General features: G+C 72.5%; 20 protein-coding genes and 1 riboswitch. Of the genes, 6 read left to right on the forward strand and 14 right to left on the reverse strand.

Translation table 11 applies throughout. From position 1 onward, the window contains the following. Nucleotides 1-5: 5 nt before the first annotated feature. Nucleotides 6-1,043: a LacI family DNA-binding transcriptional regulator gene (locus COUCH_RS36360; protein WP_249609659.1), complete on the reverse strand. Its 1,038-nt coding sequence runs from the start codon at nucleotides 1,041-1,043 to the stop codon at nucleotides 6-8. Nucleotides 1,044-1,116: 73 nt separating this feature from the next. Between COUCH_RS36360 and COUCH_RS36365 the strand changes: the two genes are divergently transcribed. Together COUCH_RS36365 and ahcY are read left to right on the forward strand one after the other, a co-directional pair. Beyond that, nucleotides 1,117-2,241: a phytanoyl-CoA dioxygenase family protein gene (locus tag COUCH_RS36365; RefSeq protein ID WP_249609660.1), complete on the forward strand. Its 1,125-nt coding sequence runs from the start codon at nucleotides 1,117-1,119 to the stop codon at nucleotides 2,239-2,241. A 60-nt stretch (nucleotides 2,242-2,301) separates the two neighbouring features. Further along, nucleotides 2,302-2,382: riboswitch (S-adenosyl-L-homocysteine riboswitch) on the forward strand. A gap of 17 nt (nucleotides 2,383-2,399) precedes the next feature. Further along, complete coding sequence (gene ahcY / locus COUCH_RS36370) at nucleotides 2,400-3,860, forward strand: adenosylhomocysteinase (protein ID WP_249609661.1); 1,461 nt, start codon at nucleotides 2,400-2,402, stop codon at nucleotides 3,858-3,860. Between the two features lie 22 nt (nucleotides 3,861-3,882). On the opposite strand, the gene COUCH_RS36375 is transcribed toward ahcY, so the two are convergent. Both COUCH_RS36375 and COUCH_RS36380 read right to left on the reverse strand, forming a co-directional pair. Then, nucleotides 3,883-4,704: an alpha/beta hydrolase fold domain-containing protein gene (locus COUCH_RS36375; protein WP_249609662.1), complete on the reverse strand. Its 822-nt coding sequence runs from the start codon at nucleotides 4,702-4,704 to the stop codon at nucleotides 3,883-3,885. A gap of 10 nt (nucleotides 4,705-4,714) precedes the next feature. Further along, nucleotides 4,715-7,204 (reverse strand): beta-glucosidase, encoded by a 2,490-nt coding sequence (locus COUCH_RS36380; RefSeq protein WP_249609663.1) that lies wholly within the window; start codon nucleotides 7,202-7,204, stop codon nucleotides 4,715-4,717. A gap of 93 nt (nucleotides 7,205-7,297) precedes the next feature. Between COUCH_RS36380 and COUCH_RS36385 the strand changes: the two genes are divergently transcribed. Then, nucleotides 7,298-8,941 (forward strand): Na+/H+ antiporter, encoded by a 1,644-nt coding sequence (locus COUCH_RS36385; protein WP_249609664.1) that lies wholly within the window; start codon nucleotides 7,298-7,300, stop codon nucleotides 8,939-8,941. Nucleotides 8,942-8,957: 16 nt separating this feature from the next. On the opposite strand, the gene COUCH_RS36390 is transcribed toward COUCH_RS36385, so the two are convergent. The 11 genes from COUCH_RS36390 to COUCH_RS36445 form a co-directional block, all read right to left on the reverse strand. Further along, nucleotides 8,958-10,556, reverse strand: a complete 1,599-nt coding sequence (locus COUCH_RS36390) for an ABC transporter permease (RefSeq protein ID WP_249609665.1) — start codon at nucleotides 10,554-10,556, stop codon at nucleotides 8,958-8,960. After that, entirely contained in the window at nucleotides 10,553-11,449 is an 897-nt protein-coding gene (locus COUCH_RS36395; protein WP_249609666.1) for an ABC transporter ATP-binding protein, read from the reverse strand. Before COUCH_RS36395 ends, COUCH_RS36390 begins: the two co-directional genes overlap by 4 nt. Then, a complete protein-coding gene (locus COUCH_RS38990) occupies nucleotides 11,449-12,078 on the reverse strand; it encodes a TetR/AcrR family transcriptional regulator (RefSeq protein ID WP_275980042.1) in 630 nt (209 codons plus the stop codon). The genes COUCH_RS36395 and COUCH_RS38990 overlap by 1 nt, the downstream gene beginning before the upstream one ends. A 12-nt stretch (nucleotides 12,079-12,090) precedes the next feature. Beyond that, nucleotides 12,091-12,729, reverse strand: coding sequence for an aspartate/glutamate racemase family protein (locus tag COUCH_RS36410; protein WP_249609667.1), 639 nt, complete (start codon nucleotides 12,727-12,729; stop codon nucleotides 12,091-12,093). A 30-nt stretch (nucleotides 12,730-12,759) separates the two neighbouring features. Beyond that, the gene (locus COUCH_RS36415; protein WP_249609668.1) at nucleotides 12,760-13,095 is read right to left on the reverse strand and encodes an STAS domain-containing protein; all 336 of its coding nucleotides are present in this window, start codon (nucleotides 13,093-13,095) and stop codon (nucleotides 12,760-12,762) included. A gap of 101 nt (nucleotides 13,096-13,196) precedes the next feature. Next, nucleotides 13,197-13,766 (reverse strand): LutC/YkgG family protein, encoded by a 570-nt coding sequence (locus COUCH_RS36420; protein WP_249609669.1) that lies wholly within the window; start codon nucleotides 13,764-13,766, stop codon nucleotides 13,197-13,199. Then, nucleotides 13,763-15,178: a LutB/LldF family L-lactate oxidation iron-sulfur protein gene (locus tag COUCH_RS36425; RefSeq protein WP_249613924.1), complete on the reverse strand. Its 1,416-nt coding sequence runs from the start codon at nucleotides 15,176-15,178 to the stop codon at nucleotides 13,763-13,765. Before COUCH_RS36425 ends, COUCH_RS36420 begins: the two co-directional genes overlap by 4 nt. Then, nucleotides 15,178-15,909, reverse strand: a complete 732-nt coding sequence (locus COUCH_RS36430; protein WP_249609670.1) for a (Fe-S)-binding protein — start codon at nucleotides 15,907-15,909, stop codon at nucleotides 15,178-15,180. The genes COUCH_RS36425 and COUCH_RS36430 overlap by 1 nt, the downstream gene beginning before the upstream one ends. A 1-nt stretch (nucleotide 15,910) precedes the next feature. Continuing rightward, nucleotides 15,911-17,317: a rhamnulokinase gene (locus COUCH_RS36435; protein WP_249609671.1), complete on the reverse strand. Its 1,407-nt coding sequence runs from the start codon at nucleotides 17,315-17,317 to the stop codon at nucleotides 15,911-15,913. Further along, nucleotides 17,314-19,344, reverse strand: coding sequence for a bifunctional aldolase/short-chain dehydrogenase (locus COUCH_RS36440; RefSeq protein ID WP_249609672.1), 2,031 nt, complete (start codon nucleotides 19,342-19,344; stop codon nucleotides 17,314-17,316). The genes COUCH_RS36435 and COUCH_RS36440 overlap by 4 nt, the downstream gene beginning before the upstream one ends. A gap of 109 nt (nucleotides 19,345-19,453) precedes the next feature. Further along, a complete protein-coding gene (locus tag COUCH_RS36445) occupies nucleotides 19,454-20,488 on the reverse strand; it encodes a LacI family DNA-binding transcriptional regulator (RefSeq protein WP_249609673.1) in 1,035 nt (344 codons plus the stop codon). 145 nt (nucleotides 20,489-20,633) lie between these two features. Here COUCH_RS36445 and COUCH_RS36450 point away from each other — a divergent pair, with 145 nt between their 5' ends. From COUCH_RS36450 to COUCH_RS36460, 3 genes are read left to right on the forward strand one after another with little or no spacing between them, the layout of a single operon-like run. After that, on the forward strand, nucleotides 20,634-22,124 hold the full coding sequence (locus tag COUCH_RS36450; RefSeq protein WP_249609674.1) for a sugar ABC transporter ATP-binding protein: 1,491 nt from the start codon (nucleotides 20,634-20,636) through the stop codon (nucleotides 22,122-22,124). Next, entirely contained in the window at nucleotides 22,121-23,143 is a 1,023-nt protein-coding gene (locus tag COUCH_RS36455) for an ABC transporter permease (RefSeq protein WP_249609675.1), read from the forward strand. Before COUCH_RS36450 ends, COUCH_RS36455 begins: the two co-directional genes overlap by 4 nt. Beyond that, nucleotides 23,136-24,125 carry an ABC transporter permease gene (locus COUCH_RS36460; protein WP_249609676.1) on the forward strand — a complete coding sequence of 330 codons (990 nt, stop codon included), beginning with the start codon at nucleotides 23,136-23,138 and terminating at the stop codon, nucleotides 24,123-24,125. The genes COUCH_RS36455 and COUCH_RS36460 overlap by 8 nt, the downstream gene beginning before the upstream one ends. Nucleotides 24,126-24,160 lie beyond the last annotated feature (35 nt).

A 24,160-nucleotide genomic window follows, 5' to 3' on the forward strand; every position in this document is an offset into this window, starting at 1 on the left:
AGATCTCAGAATTCTGCCGGCGGGGTGTTGTAGGGCGTGATCACCTGGATCGCCGACGGGTTGGACCGGACCGGACCGGGCAGCGCCCCCCGGGCCTGCATGATCACGTGACAGGCGCGGCGCAGGTCCTGCCGCAGGTCGTGGTGCAGCACCGCGGAGAGGCGGCGCTGCCGGAGCAGGGCGGTGTTCTCGCCGTCGAGGTCGTGCGCGACGAAGACGTCGTAGCGGCGTCCGGCCCGGGCGAAGGCGTCGATCACGGCCGCGTTGCCGCCGGCGCCCGCGTACATCGAGTAGACGGCGCGGACGGCCGGGTTGCCGCCGAGGACCTCGCGGGTTCCGATGTGGACGGCGTCGGCGCGGTCCTCCTCGTCGACGACCTCGAGCAGCCGCCGGCCCGCGGCCCGGGCGCGCATCTCGGCGCGGAAACCCATCTCCCGCTCGTCCTCGCCCCGGAACGAGCCGTGCCCGCGGACCACCAGGACGTCGCCGGCGCGCTCCGCGAGCCACTCCTGCAGCAGGTACGCGGCGGTGGCCCCGGCGGCCCGGTTGTCGATGCCGACGTACGCGGCCCGCGCGCTGGTCGGCAGGTCGGTCACCAGCGTCACCACCGGTACGCCCAGCCGTGCCAGCCGGGCGACGGAGGCGACGGTGTCCGGCACGTCGGGGGCCTTGAGGATCACGCCGTGCGACTTGGCACGGCCCACCTTGTCCAGCACGGCGACGAGATCGCCCGCCCCGGCGCTGTCGAGGAAGTGGAACCGGGAGCGGATCACCGCCGGCCGCAGACCCGGCAGTTCGGCCTCGAGCGCGGCCCGGACGCCGGCGGAGAACCGGGCCGGCGCCTGCACCACGACGTCGACCATGAACGTCCGGCCGCCGAGGCGCAGCTGCGACTGCTGCCGGTCGAGATCCGCGATCGCCTGCTCGACCTCGCGGACCGTGCTCGCGCGGACCCCGCCGCGCCGGTGCAGCACCCGGTCCACAGTGGCCGGGCTGAGGCCGGACTGGGCGGCGATCTCGCGGATCCGGTACGGGTGCTTCACCCCGTACACGATGAGGGGTTTTTGAGGTTGTTTCAAGGGTCGTTGATGGCCTTTCAGTCCCTAGCCTGACGACATGACAACCTGGTTCTCGGCGGCCGACTGCCGCCTCGCGGACTTCCGGACCCTGGTGGAGCAGACGACGGACGCGGCCGCGTATCCGCTGGCCACCGGCGTCGACCACAACGTGCTGAGCTACGACCGGACGATCCTGACGGCCGACCGGCGGGCCGCGGCGGCCGAGCTGGCCCGGGCGCTGATGGACGGGCCCGGCATCGTGGTGTTCAAAAGCGCCTTCACCGCGGACGTGGTGGACCGCGCCACGGCGGTGTTCACGGCGATGATCGACGAGCAGAAGGCGGCGGGGGTGGCCGGCGGCGACCACTTCGCGAAGCCGGGGGCGAACGACCGGGTGTGGGGCGCGCTGGACAAGTTCGCGCTGCGCGACCCGGCGGCCTTCGCGGCGTACTACGACAACGACCTGCTGGCGCTGGTCTGCGAGGCCTGGCTCGGCACCGGCTATCAGGTCACCTCGCAGGTCAACGTGGTGAACCCGGGCGGGCAGGCGCAGGTCGCCCACCGCGACTACCACCTCGGCTTCATGTCGCAGGAGCAGGCGGAGCGCTACCCGGCGCACATCCACCTGCTCTCCCCCGCACTCACGTTGCAGGGGGCAGTCGCGCACGTCGACATGCCGGTGGAGACAGGTCCCACGCTGTACCTGCCGCATTCGCAGAAGTACCCGGCCGGCTACGTGGCCTTCCATCAGCCGGAGTTCACCGCGTACTTCGAGGAGAACTACGTCCAGCTGCCGCTGGCGAAGGGCGACGCCGTCTTCTTCAACCCGGCGCTGTTCCACGGGGCCGGCACGAACCGCAGTACGGACGTCAAGCGCATGGCGAACCTGCTGCAGATCTCGTCGGCTTTCGGACGCGCCATGGAAACCGTCGACCGTACGGCGATGTGCCGCGCGCTGTACCCGGTGCTGCGGGCGTACCCGGGGTCCGTGGCCACCGTCGTGGCCGCCTGCGCCGAGGGGTACGCGTTCCCCACCAACCTCGACCGTGACCAGCCCATCGGCGGCCTCGCCCCGCAGACCCAGGCGGAGTTGATGCACCAGGCGCTCGCCGACGAGTGGGATACGTCACAGTTCGAAAAGGCCCTCCACGACCAGCGTGAACGGCGAGCCACCGCGGGCTGACGGTTCCCGATCTTGCAAAGTCGGCGCTATGGTGGTTGGGCGCCCGAAGCGGCGCTGCCCCTGGCCGAGAGGCGCTGCGACGGACCTGCTGGTCCGCCACGCTCGGCCCGCGGGCCACTGTCGAAAGGGCGCCTCCTGAAGAGGGGGTGCCCTTCTCCATGTCACCACGTCTCCAGCAGCTCAACGGCATCGACTTCGCCGTGGCCGACCTCTCGCTGGCCTCCTTCGGCCGGCACCAGATGCGTCTCGCCGAGCACGAGATGCCGGGCCTGATGTCCATCCGTGAGGAGTTCCGCGAGGCCCAGCCGCTGCGCGGTGCCCGCATCGCCGGCTCGCTGCACATGACGATCCAGACGGCCGTCCTGATCGAGACCCTGGTCGCGCTCGGCGCGCAGGTCCGCTGGGTCTCCTGCAACATCTTCTCGACCCAGGACGAGGCCGCCGCGGCGATCGTCGTCGGCCCCGAGGGCACGGTCGAGGCCCCCTCCGGCACGCCGGTCTTCGCCTGGAAGGGCGAGACGCTGGAGGAGTACTGGTGGTGCACCGAGCAGCTGTTCGACTTCGGCGACGGCCTCGGCCCCAACATGATCCTCGACGACGGCGGTGACGCCACCCTGCTCGTGCACAAGGGCGTCGAGTTCGAGAAGGCCGGCGCGGTCCCCGCGACCACCGCCGAGGACGCCCACGAGTACACGATCATCCTCGACACCCTGCGCCGCAGCCTCGAGTCGGACCCGCAGCGGTTCACCAAGGTCGCCGCCGAGATCCGCGGCGTCACCGAGGAGACCACCACCGGCGTGGCGCGGCTCTACAAGTTCGCCAAGACCGGCGAGCTGCTCTTCCCGGCGATCAACGTCAACGACTCGGTCACCAAGAGCAAGTTCGACAACAAGTACGGCATCCGCCACTCGCTGGTCGACGGCCTCAACCGGGCCACCGACGTGATGCTCGGCGGCAAGCTGGCCGTGGTCTGCGGCTACGGCGACGTCGGCAAGGGCTCCGCCGAGACGCTGCGCGGCCAGGGCGCCCGCGTCGTGGTCACCGAGGTCGACCCGATCTGCGCGCTGCAGGCGGCGATGGACGGCATGCAGGTCGTCCGGATCGAGGACGTGGTCTCCCAGGCCGACATCTTCATCACCACGACCGGCGGCACCGACATCATCACGGTCGAGCACATGGCCGCGATGAAGCACAACGCGATCGTCGGCAACGTCGGCCACTTCGACGACGAGATCGACATGGCCGGCCTCGCCAAGGTGCCGGGCATCGAGAAGGTCGAGGTCAAGCCGCAGGTCCACGAGTGGCGCTTCCCGGACGGGCACGCGATCCTCGTGCTCTCCGAGGGCCGGCTCATGAACCTGGGCAACGCCACCGGCCACCCCAGCTTCGTGATGAGCAACTCCTTCACCAACCAGGTGATGGCGCAGATCGAGCTGTGGACCAAGCCCGACGAGTACGACAAGCAGGTCTACGTGCTGCCGAAGCACCTGGACGAGAAGGTCGCCCGGCTGCACCTCGACGCGCTCGGCGTCCGGCTCACCGAGCTGACCAAGAAGCAGGCGGAGTACCTGGGTGTGGCGGTCGAGGGGCCGTACAAGCCCGACCACTACCGCTACTGATCGAACCCCTCGGGGCCGCGTCCTACCGGGCGCGGCCCCACCGGGCGATCCTGTCGAGGAGGCTGCGCCCCAGCGCGTTGCCCGGCTCCAGGATCGCGATCTGGAAGACGTGCGGCATCCCCTCGTAGACGTCGACCTCGACCTTCGTACCGGCGGCGGACGCCTTCTCCGCGAAGCGCAGCGTGTCGTCCCGCAGCGCCTCCGCCCCGCCGACCACCATCACCAGCGGCGGCAGGCCCGCGAGGTCGCCGTACAGCGGGGACTGCGGCGCCCGGTCGCCCGGCGCACCGCCGAGGTACTGCCCGATCAGGCGGGTCAGCAGCTCCCGGGTGACCGGATCGTCCGGCGAGTCGTCCACCGACGCCCCGGTGACGGCGAGATCGGTGACGGCCGACCAGGTCAGCACGCCGGCCGGGAGCTCCTCGCCGGCGTCCCTCAGCCGCAGCAGCATCGAGAGCGTGAGCGCCGCACCGGACGACTCGGCCAGCACGAGGATCCGCTGCGGCGGCACCCCGCCGTCCACCAGCCCGCGGTACGCCGCCAGCACGTCGTCGAGCGGCTCCGGGTACGCGTCGGCCGGGGCGAGGCGGTGATGCGCCACCAGCACGGGGCGGCCGGTGGCGCGGGAGAACTCGTACGCGGCCCGGTTCATCAGCGGCGGGTTGCGATGCTCGAAGCCGCCGCCGTGCACGTACATGAGGTGTCCGGCCTCGTCCGAGGCGTTCTCCGCGCGGACCAGCACGCCCCACGGCACGGGCACCGGCTCGACCGGAATCTCGAAGGACAGGCCGGCGAAGCCGGGAACGGTGGCGCCGTCCGGCACCGGGAGCACGGTGAGGTCCATGCGGTGAGGTCTACCGGCCGCCCGTCGCCCCGGCAACCGAATTCGGCGGCAGCGACACCTGGCCGGTGAGCCGCAGATCCCGCGAGGACGAGCCGACCGAGATCCGGTACGCGCCCCCGGCCGTCACCCACCTGCCGGCCCAGTGCTGGAAGCTCCGCGCGTCCAGGGTGGTGGTGACCCGGCGGGACTCGCCCGGCCCGAGCGCCACCCGGTCGAAGCCGCGCAGGTTGTTCGGCGGCTCCCCGGTGGCCGCGGGCTGGCCGACGTACACCTGAGCGATCTCCGCGCCGGCCCGGGCGCCGGTGTTGGTGATCGTGTACGAGACCGGTACCGACCCGTCCGGGCGGGGCGCGCCGACGGCCAGGTCCGCGTACCGGAACGTCGTGTAGGACAACCCGTGGCCGAAGGGGAACAGCGGGGCCACCTTCTGCGCGTCGTACCAGCGGTAGCCGACCCCCAGCCCCTCGGAATACTCGCCGCCGGGCCAGCGCTGCGGCGCCGCCGCCGGCACGTCGGCCAGGGACCGGGGGAACGTGACCGGGAGCTTGCCGGAGAAGTTGACGTCGCCGAAGAGCAGGGCGGCGAGGGCGTGGCCGTACTCCTGGCCGGGATACCAGGCCTGGATCACCGCACGGACCGAGCCGGCCCAGGGCAGGGCGACCGCGGAGCCGGTGTTGACCACCACGACCGTGTTGCGGTTGGCGGCGGCCACGTCCCGTACCAGGCGGTCCTGGTCGGCGGAGAGGCTGATGTCCTTGAGGTCGGCGCCCTCGGTCCCGTCCTTGCCGACCACCACCACGGCCAGGTCGGCGCGGGCGGCGGCCGCCACCGCGTCGTCGTGCAGCCGCTGCCCGGGCCGGGTCCAGCCGAGCGCCACCACGGCGTTGCCGGTGAACTGCGCGTACTCGATCTCCACCGGCACCGGCTTGCCCGCGGTGAGCGTGACCGTGCCGGTGCGGGTGCGCCGGCGCGCCTCGGACCAGCCGTTGTCCACGATTGTGCGCCCGCCGATCCGCAGCCGGCCGCCGTCGCTGCTGGTCAGCGAGAACGTGTAGGCGCCGGTGGCGGGCGGGGTCAGGGTGCCGGTCCAGCGCGCCGACCAGTTCTCCTTGATCCCGATGCCGGCGTTACCGGCGTGCCAGAAGGCGTCGAGCGTCGCGTCGGTGCGGGTGGCGACCGGTGGGCCGCTGAGCGTCGTGCCGGCGAAGAACTCGGCGCGCAGGCCGCCGCCGAGCACGTCCGCCTCGACCGGGGGCAGCGCGCCGTCGGCCCGTACGGTGCCCGGCTGGTAGGTCACCTCGGCGCCGCTGCCGGCCCGCTCCTTGATCCCCCGGTACGGCGAGACCACGTCCCACGGGATCACCCGGGCGCTACCCCCGCCCTGGCTCACGACGCTCGTCCCGCCGCCGCTGCCGAGCACGGCGACGGACCGTACGCCCGGCCCGACCGGCAGCAGGGCGCCGTCGTTCTTCAGCAGCACGCTGCCCTGCTCGGCCACCCGGCGGGCGACTTCGGCGTGCGCGTCGTTCGTCACCACCGCGGTCAGGTCACCGGTCTGTTTCCGGTCGAAAAGGCCGCGCCGGAACATCGCCGTGAGAACGCGGCGGACGTGCTCGTCGACGTCGACCTGCCCGGCCTTGGCGGCCGCGGTGAGCGGGGCGCCGAAGTAGCGGCTGCCGGGCATCTCCATGTCGAGGCCGTTGTTCGCGGCCCGGACCGTCGAGTGGGTACCGCCCCAGTCCGAGGTGACGAAGCCGGAGAAGCCCAGCTCATCGCGGAGGATGCGCTGCAGCAGGTCGCCGTTCTCGCAGGCGTACGTGCCGTTGACCGGGTTGTAGCCGCACATGACGGAGTCGGCGCCGGCCGCGATCGACGCCTCGAAGGCGGGCAGGTAGATCTCCCGCAGGGTCCGGTCGTCGAGCCGCGCGTTGCTGCCCGGCGTGTTGCGCGCGGTCTCCTGGTTGTAGACCGCGAAGTGCTTGACCTGCGCCATCGGGCCCTCGGCGCGGATGCCGCCGATCTCCGCCGCCGCGGCCCGCCCGGCCAGGTACGGGTCCTCTCCCAGCGACTCGAACGCCCGGCCCCAGCGCGGGTCGCGGACGATGTTCACGGTGGGCGCGAGGGCCACGTTCGTACCCTTGCCCCACTGCTCGGCGCCGATGACCCGGCCGTACTCCCGCAGCAGCGCGGGGTCCCAGGCGGCCGCGGCGGCGACCGGCGCGGGCAGCTGGGTGACGCCGGTGGTGTCGTTGCCGACCCCCGCCGGGCCGTCCTGCAGGTGCAACGGCGGGATGCCCAGCCGCGGGTTGCCGTCGACGCAGCCGATGTAGCCGCACTCCGCCCCGCCGTGCATCATCGTCAGCTTCTCGGCGAGCGTCATGCGCGACAGCAGCGCCTCGGCCCGGTGCTCGGGCGTCGAGGTCCGCTCCCGGCCGCCGGCCCCGGCCAGCACCGCGCAGAGCAGCAGGGCCAGCACCCCGGCCGTACGCGCCACCCGCATGAACTCCCCCGCCTCCCGTGACTCCAGCGCAGCCTAGCTGCGCCCGCGTCGGCCATGATCGCGAGATCATCCGCCGTCCGGGAGAATGGGACCGTGCATATCGAGGCGACACTGCTGTTCGTACTGGCGGGAATTGCGGTCATCGTCGCCGCGCGGTGGTTCGGCGATCGGACGGGCATACCCGCGGCGGCGGTGCTGACCGTGCTCGGCATCACGTACGCCGTCCTGCCGGGGCCCAATGTCGGCCTGGAACCGGAGCTCGTCCTGACCCTCGTGCTGCCGCCGCTGCTCTACTCGGCCGCACTCGACTCCTCACTGCTGGACATCCGCCACAACCTGCGCACCGTGGTGAGCCTGTCGGTCGTGCTGGTGCTGCTCACCGCGCTGCTGATCGGCGTCGGCTTCCACTTCTTCGTGGCCGGGGCGACGCTCGCCGCCGGGGTCGCGCTGGGCGCCGCGGTGGCCCCGCCGGACCCGGTCGCCGCGCTGTCGGTCGGCAAGAAGGTCGGGCTGCCCCGCAACATCGTGACGCTGGTGCAGGGCGAGGGCCTGCTCAACGACGCGACCGCACTGACCCTGCTCAGCGTCGCCGTGTCCGCCGCCGTGGGCGGGACGTTCTCGTTCTCCGCGGCCGTGGGCGAGTTCGTCATCTCGGCGACGGGCGGGGTGATCTGCGGCATCGTCGTCGCGTACGCGAACCGGGCCACCCGCCCGCTGTCCCGGGACCCGATCATTGCGAACGCCGTCTCGCTGGCCACGCCGTTCGTGGCGTACCTGCTCGCCGAGCGGGTGCACGTCTCCGGCGTGCTCGCCGTGGTGGTCGCCGGCCTCATCGTCGGGCACGACGCCCCGAGGCACGGGTCCGGCGCGAGCCGGCTGCAGGTCACCGCCGTGTGGCGGCTCGTCGACTTCCTCCTCGAGGGGCTGGTCTTCCTGCTGATCGGCCAGCAGCTCCCGCGCGTCGTCCGGGGCCTGTCCGAGTTCGACACCTCGACGATCGTCATCGCGGTGGCCGTCTCCGTCGGCGTGGTGCTGCTGCTGCGCCCGCTGTTCCTGATCGTCACGCAGAGCCTGCCGCGGTGGATGCACGCCCGGCTCGGTGGCACCCCGGATGCCGCCGACGACCCGAACCGCCGCCTCAACGGCCGGGAGATCACGGCGCTGAGCTGGTCGGGCACCCGCGGCGTCATCACCCTGGCCGCGGTCTTCACCATCCCGGCGCTCACCAAGAAGGGCGAGCCGTTCCCCGACCTCGACCTGCTGCTGTTCTGCGCTTTCGTGGTCGTGCTGGTCACGCTCGTCGGCCAGGGCGTCACCTTCGCCCCGCTGGTACGCCGGCTGGGCCTGAAGGCGAACCAGGCGGATCTGGTCCGGCTGCGCAACGAGGCGCGCACCGCCTCCGTCCAGGCCGCCCTCGACCGGCTCGAGGAGATCAAGCACGAGCGCCACGACGACGTCGAGGACCAGGCGATCGAGGTGATGCGCCGGCAGCTCGGCCACCGACTCGAGCGCTACCGCCGCCGCCTGGACCTGCTCGACCAGTCGGACTCCGACGAGGTCCCGGTGTCCCCGCAGTACGAGGCGGCGCTGCGGGTGCGCCGCTCGGTGATCGACGCCCAGCGCGACGAGCTGCTGCGCTGGCGGGACGTGGGGCGGCTGTCGGACGACGGCCTGCGCGTGCTCGAACGCGAGCTGGACCACGAGGAACGCCTGCTGCCGGACCGGTCCGCGTCCTGACCGGCCCGGAGCAGTCCTAGAGCACGGGGATGTCCCGACGGCGGAAGCCGGCCAGTCCGGCCGCCGCCAGCGCCACCGCGACCAGCGTCAGCACCACGAACGGCGTCGCGGTGGCGTCGCTGCCGGGCAGCCGCGGCACGTGCGTGAACGGCGAGATGTCGAGCACCCACTGGTCGAGCTGCAGCGCCGCCCCGACGATCAGCAGCAGGAAGCAGGCCGCCACCACGCCCCACGCGGCGGGTGCCTGCCGCGGCAGCAGGCCGACGAGCAGGACGGTCAGTGCGGCCAGCACCCACACCGCCGGCACCTGGGCCAGCGCGCCGCCGAGCGCGCCCCGGAACGTGCCCGCGACGTCGTCCAGGCTCACCCCGGCGGTCAGGCCGGAGACCGCGCCGGCGGCCGCGAGCGCGAGGGCCGGACCGGCGAGGGCGAACACCAGGTGGCTGCCGATCCAGCGCAGCCGGGTGGTCGCGGTGGCCAGCACCATCTCGGCGTGACCGGTGCTCTCCTCGTCGCGCAGCCGCAGGGTGGCCTGCACGGCGTACGCCGCCGCGATGAGTCCCAGGATGCCGCTGGTCGCGACGAAGAAGTTGTCCACGGCACCGGACGCACCGCCCATCCGGGCGAAGACCTCCGCCATGTCCGCGTTGTCGTCGGTCAGCTCGGCCACGCTCTGCGCCACGCCGCCGAAGACGAGGCCGAGCGCGGCGAAGCCGGCGACCCAGCCGAGCAGCAGGCCGCGGTGCAGCCGCCAGGCCAGCGCGAACGGGCCGCGCAGGCCGGGCGCCGCGGACGCCGGGCCGGGCCGGGGGGCGATCAGGCCGGCGCCGACGTCGCGGCGGGCGGCGAGGGCGGCCGCACCGGCGATCAGCACCCCGGTGAGGACGACGGCCGCCAGCGCGGGCCACCACCGGTCCGCACCGTACGGATACATGCGCTGCACCCACCCGATCGGCGAGAGCCACGACAGCCAGCCGAGCGCGCCGCTGCCCGTGTCGCTCACGTCGCCGGCGAGGCGCAGCACGTACGCCACGCCGAGCGCGATGACGGAGATCGAGCGGGCGGTACGGGCACCACCGGCCAGTTGCGCGGCGACCGCGGCGACACCGGTGAACATCCAGCCGGCGAGGCCGAACTCGGCGGCCAGCACGACGGAACCGGCAGCGGGCAGGCCCTGCGTGATCATGAGGGAGGCGAGGATCAGGGCGAGCACCACGTTCGCGCCGAGCGTGGCGATCACCGCCGCCGCCAGGCCCGCGTGCCGGCCCACCACGCCGGACCCGATCAGCTCGGTACGGCCCGCCTCCTCCTCCGTACGCGTGTGCCGTACGACCGTGAGCAGGCTGAACAGGGCGATCATCACCGGGATGAAGCCGCCGCGCCACGCGACCAGCTCGCCGAGGCTGCTGCCGTGCAGCGGCCCGTACAGTCCGACGAAGCCCGCGTTGCCGGCGCTGACCCGGGCGTACTCCAGACGGTCCGCCGCCGTCGGGAACAGGCTCTCGAAGGACGAGACGTAGAGCGCCGGCACGCACCCGAGCACCACGGCCCACAGCGGCAGCAGCACCCGGTCGCGCCGCAGGATCAGGCGGATGAGCTGCCAGGTGCCGGTCATCGCGACGGCTCCTTGCGGTACTGCCGCAGGAACAGCTCCTCGAGCGTCGGCGGGTGGCTCGTGAGGCTGCGTACCCCGACGCCGATCAGCGAGCGCAGGGCGGGTTCGAGCGCGTCGGTGTCGACGTCGAAGGTGACGCTGTGGTTCTCGGCGCGCAGGCCGTGGACGCCCGGCATGGTGGCGAGCCCGTCGACCGGGCCGGCGAGCTCGGCCTGGATCGTCGTGCGGGTCAGGTGCCGCAGGTCGGTCAGGGTGCCGCTCTCGACCGTACGGCCCTCGCGGATGATCGTGACCCGGTCGCAGAGCGCCTCGACCTCGCTGAGGACGTGGCTGGAGAGCAGGACCGTACGGTCGCCGCGCCGGCTCTCCTCCCGGACGACGTCGCGGAACGCCGCCTCCATCAGCGGGTCGAGCCCGGAGGTCGGCTCGTCGAGGATCAGCAGCTCCACATCGGAGGCCAGCGCCGCGACGAGCGCCACCTTCTGCCGGTTGCCCTTGGAATACGTCCGGGCCTTCTTGCGCGGGTCCAGGTCGAAACGCTCCAGCAGGTCGGCTCGGCGCTTCTCGTCGAGCCCGCCGCGCAGCCGGCCGAGCAGGTCGATGACCTCGCCGCCGGAGAGGTTGGGCCAGAGCGTGACGTCGCCCGGCACGTACGCGAGCCGCCGGTGCAGCGCGGTCGCGTCGGCCCACGGGTCGCCGCCGAGCAGCCGGGCCGTCCCGGCGTCGGGGCGGATCAGGCCGAGCAGGACCCGGATCGTCGTGGTCTTCCCGGCGCCGTTGGGACCCAGGAAGCCGTGCACCTCGCCGGTGCCCACGGTCAGGTCGAGCCCCTGCAGGGCCGGGGTGCGCCCGAAGCTCTTCCTGAGCCCCGCGACGCTGATCGCCTCCGTCATCATGACTCCTCAGGGGTACTCATGAGCCGGTCAAGGGCGGCGTACGCCTGCTCGGCCTGCTCGGGCAGGAGCAGCGGCTGCGCGAAGATCTCGACGGCCGCCCGGAGCATGCGCAGATGCCCGTGGGGTTGCCGGGTGTCCTCGCCGATCGCCACTGATATCTGGTCGCGCATCATGAACATGCCCATCTGCAATGCGCAGAGCACGGCCGCGTACGCCCGCGGGTCGGCGGACTTGACGGTGGCCTTCTCGTACCACTGCTCGGCTTCCCCGACCATGCGCTGGAACAGGTTGGCGCCGCTCGGCGAGCCGTCCAGGGTGGAGCGGATCAGGTAGCTCTGCAGCCGCAGCGGGGCCGCGCGGATCGCGTCGTAGATCAGCCGCTCGTTGCCCGCGCCCCCCTCGATGTACGGCGCCCGGATCCGCGCTATCTCGGCCATGGCGTACTCGTCGCAGGCGTCGCGCAGCCCCTCCTTGGAGCCGAAGTGGTGGCGCAGCAGCCCGGACGAGACGCCGGCGGCCTGCGCGATGTCGCGGATGGTGGCCCCGCCGATGCCCCGCTCGGCGAAGAGTTCGATGGCGGCGTCCCGGATGCGGGCGCGGGCGGTCAGGTCCCCCGTACTACTCACGCGTGCAGATTACTACACAGTTGTGTAGTCCTCCAGGGTCCGACGGACGGCGATACGTGGGCTGCAGAACACCGGCCGGCCCAGATCCGCGAGCAGCTGTTCCGCGCCCGCCATGCTGGCCTGCGCGAGCACTACGACGTCCACGTCGAGCGTGCGGGCGTGCTCGGCCACGCGGTGGGCGTACCCGTCGAAGTCGCTCGCCAGGAACAGTGGCCAGGCGTCGAGGCAAGGCGCCTCGACGATCTCGGTGCCGGGCCGCGCGCAGGAGGCCAGCAGCTCGCACGTCGGGCCGAGCGTGGAGGCGGTGCTGGCGACCACCCCGATCCGGGCGCCGGCCGCAACGGCCGCCTCCGCCATGGGCCGGTCCACCCGCAGCACCGGTACGCCCACCGCCGCGCCCATCCGCTCGGCGTGGCCACCCAGCGTGGAACAGGTGCACACGATGACGTCCGGGCGACGGGCGGCCACCTCCCGCAGGCGGCCCAGGAGGCGGCGCTCGACGTCGCCGTCGACCCCACGCTCGCGGGCATCGGCGAGCAGGCTCTCGTCGACGACGTGGACGTCCGTGCAGCCGGGACCCAGCTCCCGGAGCAGCCGGCGGAAGGTGCCGACGTGCACGTCGGCGGTGTGCAGAAAACCGATGGTCGTCATCGGCTCAGCTTGCCGCAGACGCGCCCGCCCTCAGGCGCAGAGGATGGGGGTCAGGCCGGTGATGTCGAAGACCCGCCGGATGTGCGGCGGAACGTTGGTGACGACCAGGTCGCAGCCGGGGACCCGGTGCTGGACCAGCGCGTTGATCCCGGAGGAGTCCATGAAGCTGACCTCCGCGAGGTCGGCCTCGACCCGGTGCCGGCCGGGCACGGCCTCGGCCAGCGCGGCGGCGAAGAGCGGCGCGGTGGCCTGGTCGATCTCGCCCACACAGCGCAGGCGGGCGTAGTCGTCGGTCACCCCGGCCGTCGTGACGGTCAGCAGGTGCTCCGGCGTGGTGAGCGGTTCGTGGGTCAGCCGGTCAGCCATCGGAACCTCCACGATGAGGGTCGATGGCCAGCCTAGTCGTCACGGTGGCCGGGCGACAGCATCGCGGAACGGATGGTCACCATCGTGGCACGCTGCGCCGATCAGCGGTCGGTGAGGATCACGTGCAGGCGCCGCGGACCGTGCACTCCCTCGACCCGGTTGAGCTCGATGTCGCTGGTCGCGGAGGGCCCGCTGATCCAGGTCAGCGGGCGGCGCGGGTCGAGCCGCGCGATCGCGTCCGGCACGGCCGCGACGACCTGGTCCGGGCGGACGACGCAGATGTGCAGGTCCGGCAGGAGCGAGATCACCCGCCGGCCCTGGTCGGGCGAGCCGTCGAGGACGATCGTGCCGGTCTCCGCGATCGCGACGGTGGCGGCGGTGAGCACCGCGTCGGCGTCGTGTTCGTCCTCGACCGTGCCCACGCCCGGCGGCAGCCACGCCGGATCGAGCCCCGGCGGCACGACGAGCCGGCCGGGCTCCAGCGAGGCGACGATCCCGGCGATGTCCGAGCCGCGGTGCACCACGGCCTTGTAGTCGACAAGCCGGTCGACGAGCCGCTCGATGTCCGGCTTCCCCGCGCCGGCCCGGCGGTAGTCGCGGGGGACGTCCGGGACGGCCGTGTCGCCGAGGGCCGCGCGGATGCGGCGGAGGATCAGGTCTTTGCTGGTCATCGCGCCGCCCACCAGTCGCGGAACGTCTCGGGAGGCGGCTGCGGCAGGTCGCGGCTCGCGGTCCAGCCGTTCAGCGGCGGGGGCAGGCGTGTGGCGTGGCGGCTGAGCTTGGCGGCGTGCTGCGCGCGGGCGTACAGGGCCGGACGGTCCATCGTGTACGCCGCCGCGGCCATCGCGATCCGCTCGGTGCGCGGGTGCGGCGCCTCGTTGCGCAGGTGCACGAGGATCGACGGGATGTCGATCTTCACGGGGCAGGCGTCGAAGCAGGCGCCGCAGAGCGAGGACGCGTACGGCAGTGACGCGTTGTCGGCGACCCCGGTGAGCTGCGGGGACAGCACCGCGCCGATCGGGCCGGGGTAGACCGACCCGTACGCGTGCCCGCCGGTGCGCTCGTAGACCGGGCAGACGTTGAGGCAGGCGGAACAGCGGATGCAGTGCAGCGCCTGGCGTCCCACCTCGTCGGCGAGGACGGCGGTGCGCCCGTTGTCCAGCAGCACCAGGTGGAACTCCTGCGGGCCGTCGCCCGGCGTCACCCCGGTCCACATCGACGTGTACGGGTTCATCCGCTCCCCCGTCGACGCCCGCGGCAGCAGCTGGAGGAACACCTCCAGGTCCCGCCACGTGGGCACCACCTTCTCGATGCCCATCACGGTGATCAGGGTGTCGGGCAGCGTGAGGCACATCCGCCCGTTGCCCTCCGACTCCAGCACGGCGAGTGTGCCCGTCTCGGCGACCGCGAAGTTGGCGCCCGAGACCGCCACCTTGGTGCTCAGGAACGTCTCGCGCAGGTAGCGCCGCGCCGCCGCCGCGAGCGTCGCCGGGTCGTCGGTCAGCGCCGGGTCGACGCCGGGCATCTCGCGCAGGAAGATGTCGCGGATCTCCGTACGGTTGCGGTGGATGGCCGGAACCAGGATGTGGCTGGGCTTGTCGTGGCCCAGCTGGACGATCAGCTCGGCCAGGTCGGTCTCGACCGGGGCGATCCCGGCCGCCTCGAGCGCCTCGTTGAGCCCGATCTCCTGGGTGGCCATCGACTTGACCTTGATGACCCGGCGGTGACCGGTGGCCTCGACCAGGCCGGTGACGATCCGGTTGGCCTCGGTGGCGTCGGCCGCCCAGTGCACCACGCCGCCGGCCGCGGTCACGTTCGCCTCCAGCTGCTCCAGCAGCTCGGGCAGGCGGGCCATGGTCGCGGCCTTGAGCGCGGACCCCGCCGACCGCAGCTCCTGCCAGTCGGGCAGCTCGGCGACGACCGCACCGGACTTGCCGCGGATCGTGGTGGTGGCGTGGGCGAGGTTGCGGCGCAGCTGCTCGTTGCCGAGCGCCTTGCGGGCGGCCTCCGGGAAGGACTCGTCGCCGCGCAGGTGGCCGACACCGCGCGGGGCGGTCGCGGGCATCCCGAGGAAGGTGCTCATCATGCCTCCGATGCTGCGAGGATCTCCGCGAGGTGGACCGTACGCACATCCGACCCGAGCCGCGACAACCCGCCGCCGATGTGCATGAGGCAGGAGGCGTCGCCGGCCGTACAGACCTCGGCGCCGGTCTCGAGCACGTGCCGCATCTTGTCGCCGAGCATCGCCGCCGAGGTGTCCGCGTTCTTCAGCGCGAACGTGCCGCCGAATCCGCAGCACTGCTCGGCCGCGGGCAGCTCCACGAGCTCGAGACCGCGTACGTGGCGCAGCAGCCGCAGCGGTTTGTCACCGACCCGGATCATCCGCAGCGAGTGGCAGGTCGGGTGGTACGTGACCCGGTGCGGGTAGTACGCCCCCACGTCCTCGACCCCGAGCACGTCGACGAGCAGCTCGGACAGCTCGTACGTGCGGCCCGCCACGTCCTCGGCGCGGGCGGCCAGCGACAGGTCACCCGCGCCCCTCGCGACCATCGCGTGCTGGTGGCGCACCGATCCGACGCACGAGCCCGAGGGCGCGACGATCACGTCGTACGGTGCGAACGTGCGCACGTGGCGGCGTATCAGGGGAAGCGCGTCCCGCTGATAGCCGGTGTTGATGTGCATCTGCCCGCAGCAGGTCTGGCCTGGAGGGAAGACCACCTCGTGGCCGAGCCGCTCCAGCAGCGTGACCGTCGCCTTGGCCGCCGCCGGGAACATGGTGTCGGCCAGGCACGTCACGAACAGCGCGATCCGCACATCAGCCTCCCAGCCGCCGCTCGGCCGCCCGCCACGCCGCGTCGTCACCGCGGGGCTCGTAGCGCACGATGTGCTGAGTCTCCCGCAGCAGGGCCCGCATTGCCGAGAGGTCGCCGCTGATCGTTCCGGCCGCGCGCGCCTGCACGAGGATGTTGCCCAGCGCGGTGGCCTCCACCGGACCGGCCAGCACCGGCAGCCCGCAGGCCTCGGCGGTGAGGCGGCAGAGCAGGTCGTTGCGGGCGCCGCCGCCGACGATGTGCACGGCGTCGACGCGCCGGCCGGAGAGCTCCTGCGCCTGGCGTACCGCCCGCCGGTGGGCCAGCGCGAGGCTGTCCACGATGCACCGGACGATCTCCGCGCGCCCCGGCTGGCGCCCGATGCGCTCGCAGATCCGTCGTTCCATGCCGCCGGGTGGCAGGAAGACCGGGTCGTCCAGGTCCACGACGGCCTGGAACGGGGGTACGGCCTCCGCCGCGCCCACCAGTCCGGGCAGGTCGGGCTCGCCCCATTCACGCAGGCACTCCTGCAGTGGCCAGAGGCCCATCACGTTGCGCAGGTACCGCACGGTCCCGTCGACGCCGGCCTCGTTGGTGAAGTTGGCCAGCCGCGACGCCTCGGTGAGCACGGGCGCGTCCAGCTCCACCCCGACCAGCGACCACGTCCCGCACGAGATGTACGCGAAGTGCTCCGACTCCGCGGGCACCCCGGCCACCGCCGACGCCGTGTCGTGCGAGCCGACGGCGATGACCTGCGGCGTGCCCACACCCACCTCGGGCAGCACCGGGCCGACGACCGTGCCGGGTTGCCGCAGCGGCGCGAACAGCCCCGGCCGGATGTCCAGCGACGTCATCAGGTCCGTGGCCCACTGCCCCGTACGCACGTCGAGCAGCTGGGTCGTCGACGCGTTGGTGACCTCGGCCCTGCGCTCGCCGGTGAGCCAGTACGCCAGCAGGTCCGGGATCATCAGCAACTGCCGCGCGGCCTCCAGTTGCGGCGTCCCGGCGGCGGCCACGAGCTGGTAGATCGTGTTGAAGGGCAACTTCTGCAGGCCGGTACGCGCGTACAGCCGGTCCTCGGGGATCGTCGCGGCGACCTTGGCCGTCACCCCGTCGGTGCGCGAGTCGCGGTAGTGGACCGGGTTGCCGAGCAGGGCCCCGCTCGCGTCCAGCAGGCCGTAGTCCACCGCCCACGAGTCGATGCCGATGCCGTCGACCGGCCCGGCCCGGCGCAGTCCTTCGAGGACGCCGCGGTAGAGCGCGAGGACGTCCCAGTGCAGGGTGCCGGCGGCCCGTACCGGCTCGTTGGGGAACCGGTGCACGGGCCTCAGCTCACACACGCCGGGCCCGACGCGGCCGGCCATCACGCGCCCGCTGGACGCGCCCAGGTCGACCGCCGCGAACGTCGTCACCGCAGGAACGCAGCCGCGACGCCCGCATCCACCGGGATGTGCAGGCCCGTCGTGTGCGACAGCTCCCCGCCGGTCAGCACGAACACCGCGTTCGCCACGTGCTCCGGCAGGACCTCCCGCTTGAGCAGGGTGCGCTGGGCGTAGAACTCACCCAGCTTCTCCTCGGGTACGCCGTACACCGCGGCGCGCTGCGCTCCCCAGCCACCGGCGAAGATGCCGGAGCCGCGCACCACGCCGTCGGGGTTGACGCCGTTGACCCGGATGCCGTGCCCGCCCAGTTCGGCGGCGAGCAGGCGGACCTGGTGCGCCTGGTCGGCCTTGGCGGCGCCGTACGCGACGTTGTTGGGCCCGGCGAACAGCGAGTTCTTGCTGGAGATGTAGACGATGTCGCCGCCCACGCCCTGCGCTGTCATCACGGCGGCCGCGGCGCGCGAGACGAGGAACGAGCCCTTGGCCATCACGTCGTGCTGCAGGTCCCAGTCCTGCTCGGTCGTCTCCAGCAACGGCTTCGAGATGGACAGCCCGGCGTTGTTGACGACCAGGTCCACGCCGCCGAAGGCGAGGACGGCCGCGCGCATCGCCCGCTCCACCGCCTCACCGGAGGTCACGTCGGCCTCGACCGCCACGGCGACGTCGGAGCCACCGATCTCGCCGGCGACCTCGGTGGCCGCGTCGAGGTTGCGGTCGGCGATCACCACGCAGGCGCCCTCGGCGGCGAGCCGCAGCGCGACGGCCCGCCCGATGCCGGAGCCGCCGCCGGTCACGAACGCGACCCGGGTGGCGAGCGGCCTCGGCTTGGGCATCCGCTGGAGCTTCGCCTCTTCCAAAGCCCAGTACTCGATGCGGAACTTCTCGGACTCGTCGATCGGCGCGTACGTGGACACCGCCTCGGCGCCGCGCATCACGTTGATCGCGTTGACGTAGAACTCGCCGGCGACGCGGGCGGTCTGCTTGGTCGCGCCGAAACTGAACATGCCGACGCCCGGAACGAGCACGATGGCCGGGTCGGCGCCGCGCATCGCGGGGCTGTCCGCGGTGGCGTGCCGCTCGTAGTAGGCGCGGTAGTCCTCGCGGTACGCCGCGTGCAGCTCCCGGAGGCGGCCCTCCACCTGCTCCAGCGGCGCGTCCGGGACGGTGTCCAGCACCAGCGGCTTCACCTTCGTCCGCAGGAAGTGGTCGGGGCACGACGTCCCGAGCGCGGCGAGCCCGGGCATCCGTTCGCGCCCCACGAAGTCGAGCACGACCTCGGCATCGGTGTAGTGCCCGACCTGTGCGCGGTCGGTGGAGGCCAGGCCGCGGAGCAGCGGGAACAGCGCCGCGGCACGTTCGCGCCGGGCCTGCTCGGGCAGCGGCTCGTGCACCAGCGCGCCGAACGGCTCGGCTCGGCCGTGCTCCGCCAGGTACGCCGCCGCCGTACCGATGATCTCCAGCGACCGGGCCTCGCACTCCTCGCTGGTCGCGCCCCAGGCGGTGATGCCGTGACCGCCGAGGATGACGCCGATGGCCTGCGGGTTGGCCCGCTGTACGGCGGCGATGTCGAGGCCGAGCTGGAAGCCGGGGCGGCGCCACGGCACCCAGAGCACCCGGTCGCCGAAGATCTCCTTGGTGAGCGCCGGACCGTCGGCGGCGGTGGCGAGCGCGATGCCGGCGTCGGGGTGCAGGTGGTCGACGTGCGGCGCCTCGACCATGCCGTGCATGGCGGTGTCGATGGACGGCGCGGCACCACCCCGGCCGTGCAGGCAGTAATCGAACGCGGCCACCATCTCGTCCTCGCGTTCGACGCCCGGGTACACCCCGGTGAGCGCGCGCAGCCGGTCGAGCCGCAGCACCGCGAGCCCCGCCTCGTTCAGCGTGCCGAGGTCGCCGCCGGAGCCCTTGACCCACAGCAGGTCAACGGGGGCGCCGGTGACCGGGTCGGTCTCGGCGCCCTTGGCCGAGGTGTTGCCGCCCGCGTAGTTGGTGGTGCGGGGATCGGCGCCCAGACGGTTGCTGCGGCCGAGCAGCTCGGCGACTGCGGGGTTGGTCATCAACGGCCCCCAACTCTCGTGAAACGTTTCATCGCTGCCGGGGACGTTACGGGGCTTCGCCGAAGCCGGTCAAGAGCCCGGCGCGGAAACGGCCTGATCTGAAACGTTGTCAGAAGACCTTCGACCGCAGGACCGTCGAGGCCCGCGCCACCAGCTCGGGGACGAACGAGAGCTGCTGATGCTCGTGCCGCCCGCCGGCCGCCTCCTCGAGGACGAGCTGCGCGGCCGCCCGGCCCAGCTCCTGGCGCGGCTGACGCACCGAGCTCAGCGGCACGGCCGCCGCCGCCGCGAACTCGATGTCGTCGAAGCCGACGATCGCGAGGTCCTCCGGCACCCGCAGGCCTGCGCCGATGCTCTGCTGCAGCAGCCCGAGCGCCAGCAGGTCGTTGGCGCAGAACGCCGCGGTCGGCCGGCGGCGGGCCGGGATGCCGGCGAGCCGCTCCCCCGCCGAGCGGCCCTCGGCGACGCTGAGGGCGGCCGTCGGCAGATAGATGAGGTCCTCGGCGGGCAGCCCGAGCTCGGCCCAGACCTGCCGCGCGCCTTCGAGCCGCTCGCGGACCTGACCGAGCGACTCCGGGCCGCCGACCACGGCGACCCGGGTGTGCCCCTGCTCGGCGAGGTGCTCGACGGCGATGCGGCCGCCCAGCACGTCGTCGACCGCGACCGAGCAGAAGGCGCCGCCCGCACCGACCCGGTCGACGATCACCACGGGGATGCCCCGGCGGGAGATCTCGGTCAGGTGCGGGGCGTCCGGGTTGACCGGCGTGATCAGCACGCCCTGGACCCGCTGCTGCACGAGCCGGTCGAGGTGCACGGCCTCGCGGTCGGCGCGCCCGTTGCTGGTGCAGATGAACAGTGACAGGTCGGCGTCCTCGGCGGCGAGCTCGATGCCCTGCGCGACGTCGTGGAAGAACGGGTTGCCGCCGTCGAGCATCACGTACGCCAGGGTGCGGCTGGTCCCGGCGCGCAGCTGCCGTGCCGACTCGTTGCGCACGAAGCCGAGCTCGGCCATCGCCCGCTCGACGCGCTCGCGGGTGGCCGGGCTGACCACCTCGGGCCGGTTCATCACGTTCGACACCGTGCCCAGCGACACGCCCGCGGCGGCGGCGACGTCCTTGACCGACGGGGTCCTGCCGTTCCCCACCACTGCGCCCCCTTGAAACGTTGAAGCGACATCGTACGGCATCCGCCCGCCCAGGTTTCGCCTGAACGCTTGACATGTGTGATCGGCGCCACCTACCTTCGTCCCACGGCGTCTGAAACATTTCAACCCCAGTGCGGAGGTGGCCATGGGCGCATTGCTGGAGGTGCGCGACGTGACCAAGTCGTTCGGCGCCGTGGCGGCCGTCCAGGGGGTCAGCTTCGCGCTGCACGCCGGCGAGGCCCACGCGCTGGTCGGTGAGAACGGCGCCGGCAAGTCCACGATCGTCAAGATGCTCGCCGGGGTGCACCGGCCGGACACCGGCACCCTGGCGGTCAACGGCGCGGAGGTCGACTTCGCCGGGCCGGCAGACGCCAAGGCCGCCGGGATCGCGGTCATCTACCAGGAGCCGACGCTCTTCCCCGACCTGTCCGTCGCCGAGAACATCGCGATGGGCAACCAGCCGCTGACCCGCCTGCGGCAGATCGACCGCCGGGCGATGAACGCCAACGCCGAGCGGCTGTTCGCCCGGCTGGGCGTGCGCATCGACCCGGCTCGTCCGGCCCGGGGACTGTCCATCGCCGACCAGCAGCTCGTCGAGATCGCCAAGGCGCTGTCCAGCGAGGCGCGGGTGCTCATCATGGACGAGCCGACCGCCGCGCTCAGCGGCGTCGAAGTGGACCGGCTCTTCGCGGTGACCCGCGCGCTGCGCGACGAGGGCGCCGCCATCATGTTCATCTCGCACCGGTTCGAGGAGATCACCGCCCTCTGTCAGCGGGTCACGATCCTGCGCGACGGCCGGCACGTCTGCACCGAGCCGGTCGCCGACCTGACCGTCGACGACATGATCCGCCGCATGGTCGGCCGCGACCTCAGCGCGCTGTACCCCAAGCAAGAAGCCACGATCGGCGAGACCGTGCTCGAGGTCGAGGGGCTGAGCCGCGAGGGCGTTTTCCGCGATGTCAGCTTCACCGTGCGGGCCGGGGAGATCGTCGCGCTGGCGGGGCTGGTCGGCGCCGGACGCTCCGAGGTGATGCAGGCCGTCTTCGGCGTCGACCGGTACGACTCCGGTTCGGTGCGCTTCCTCGGCAGGAAGCTCAAGCCGGGCTCGCCACGCGCCGCGATGGCCGCGGGCATGGGGCTGGTGCCGGAGGACCGCCGCCAGCAGGGCCTGATCATGGAGCTCTCGATCGAACGCAACGTGACGCTGCCCCGCTCGCGGGCGCTGGCGAAGCTCGGCCTGCTGTTCGGCGGCGCGGAACGGCGCGAGGCGGCGAGCTGGACCCAGCAGCTGCAGACCAGGCTGGGCCGGCTCTCCGACCCGGTCGGCACGCTCTCCGGCGGTAACCAGCAGAAGGTCGTGCTGGCCAAGTGGCTGGCCACCGGGCCGCGGCTGCTCATCGTCGACGAGCCGACCCGCGGCATCGACGTGGGCACGAAAGCCGAGGTGCACCGCCTCCTGTCCACGCTGGCGGCGCGCGGGCTCGCCGTCGTCATGGTCTCGTCCGAGCTGCCCGAGGTGCTCGGCATGGCGGACCGCATCGTCGTCCTGCGGGAGGGGCACGTCGCGGCCCAGCTGACCCGTGAAGAAGCCACTGAGGAGTCGGTCATGTACGCGGCCATGGGGCAGACATCATGACGGCCGCGCTGACCACGAAGTCGAAGCGTCCCGGGCTGTCGCTGAGCGGGCTGGTGAAGACGCGGGAGCTGGGCATCATCCTGGCGCTGGCGGTCCTCGTGGCGTACACGACCGCGAGCCACCCGCGCTTCCTCTCCGGACAGAGCATCCGCGACATCCTGCTCAACACGGCGATCCTGGCGGTGATGGCGGCCGGCCAGGCGGTCGTCGTCATCACCCGCAACATCGACCTGTCCGTCGGCTCGGTGCTCGGGCTGAGCGCCTTCACCGTCGCGACGATGATGAGCGCCAACCCGGACCTGCCGATGATCGTGGCGCTGCTGGTCGGTCTCGCGGTCGGGGCCGTGGCCGGCCTGATCAACGGCGTGCTGGTCCGGTACGGCCGGGTCCCCGCGCTCGTGGTCACGCTCGGCACGCTCTACATGTTCCGCGGGATCACGTACTCGTGGGCCGGCGGCCGGCAGGTCAACGCCGACGAGCTGCCGCGGCACTTCCTGCAGTTCGCCAACGCCTCGGTGCTCGGGGTGCCGTGGCTGGTGCTGATCGCGGTGGTCGTGGTCGTCGGGGTCTCCGTGCTCATGCGCAACTACCGGGTGGGCCGCGAGCTGTACGCGATGGGCTCGAGCCCGCAGGCCGCCGAGCTCGCCGGCATCCGCGTCGCCCGCAACCTGCTCGGCGCGTTCCTGCTCAGCGGCGCCCTGGCCGGGCTGGCCGGCGTTCTCTTCGCCGCCCGCTTCGGCACGGTCGACGCCTCGGCCGGCAACGGGTACGAGCTCAACGTCGTCGCCGCGGTCGTGGTCGGCGGGGTCGCGGTCTTCGGCGGCAGCGGCACCGTGTGGGGCGCAGGGCTCGGCGCGCTGCTGCTCACGGTGATCGGCAGCGCCCTGGCCGTGCTCGACATCAACCAGTTCTGGCAGCAGGCCATCGTCGGCGCGCTGATCCTCTTCGCGATCTGCGCCGACCGCTTGGTCGCCGTCCGCATCGCCCGCTCGCTGAAGAAGAGGGACAGCCATGTCTGAGCTGCGAAGAAGGCTGGCGAGCTGGGACAGCATCATCATCGCGCTGACCGTCCTCGTGCTGGTGATCGCGTCAGTGGGCGTACCCAACTTCGGCACCAGCCGGAACTTCACCTTCCTGATCCTCGACCTGATGCCGATCGTGCTGGTCGCGCTACCGATGACCTTCATCATCGTGACCGGCGAGATCGACCTCTCGGTGGCCAGCACGCTGGGCCTGACCAGCTCGCTGATGGGCTGGTTCTGGAACAACGGGCTGTCGATCGAGATGATCATCCCGCTCTGCGTGCTGGTCGGCGCCCTCCTCGGCGCGTTCAACGGCTTCCTGGTCACCGGGCTGGGGCTGCCCTCGCTGGCGGTCACGATCGGCACGCTGGCCCTCTACCGGGGCCTCGCGTTCGTGGTGCTGGGCGACGGGGCGGTCGCGGACTTCCCGTGGAACTACACCGGCTGGGTCACCGGCACGATCGGCGGGGGCGCCGTACCGAACGTGCTCATCCTCATCGTCGCGCTCGCCCTGATCTTCGGGGTGGTCCTGCATGCGACGCCGTTCGGCCGATCGCTGTACGCGATCGGCGCGAACGCCCAGGCCGCGCACTTCTCCGGCATCCGGGTGGCCCGCACCAAATTCTGGCTGTACGTCGCCAGCGGCGCGATCGCCGGCCTCGTCGGTGTCCTGTGGACGCTGCGGTACTCCAGCGCTCGCGCCGACAACGGCTCGGGGCTCGAGCTGGCCGTGGTCGCCGCGGTGCTGCTGGGCGGCGTCTCGATCTTCGGCGGCCGGGGCACCCTGCCCGGCGTGCTCGCCGGTGTCGTGCTGCTCGCCGCGCTGCAGAACGCTCTGCGGCTGCAGGACGTCTCCGGCCAGGCGCTCAACATCGTCACCGGCGCGCTGCTGGTGCTCTCCGTCCTTCTGCCCAACGTCACCTCCTCGATCCGCGCCACCTGGCATCGGCGGAGACTCCGCCAGGCCGCCGCCCACTGAATTCCCCCCGTCGCAATTCCCCCCTCGCATAGGAG

The organism is Couchioplanes caeruleus, from assembly GCF_023499255.1.
In the GTDB taxonomy this organism is placed as follows: Bacteria; Actinomycetota; Actinomycetes; order Mycobacteriales; family Micromonosporaceae; genus Actinoplanes; species Actinoplanes caeruleus_A.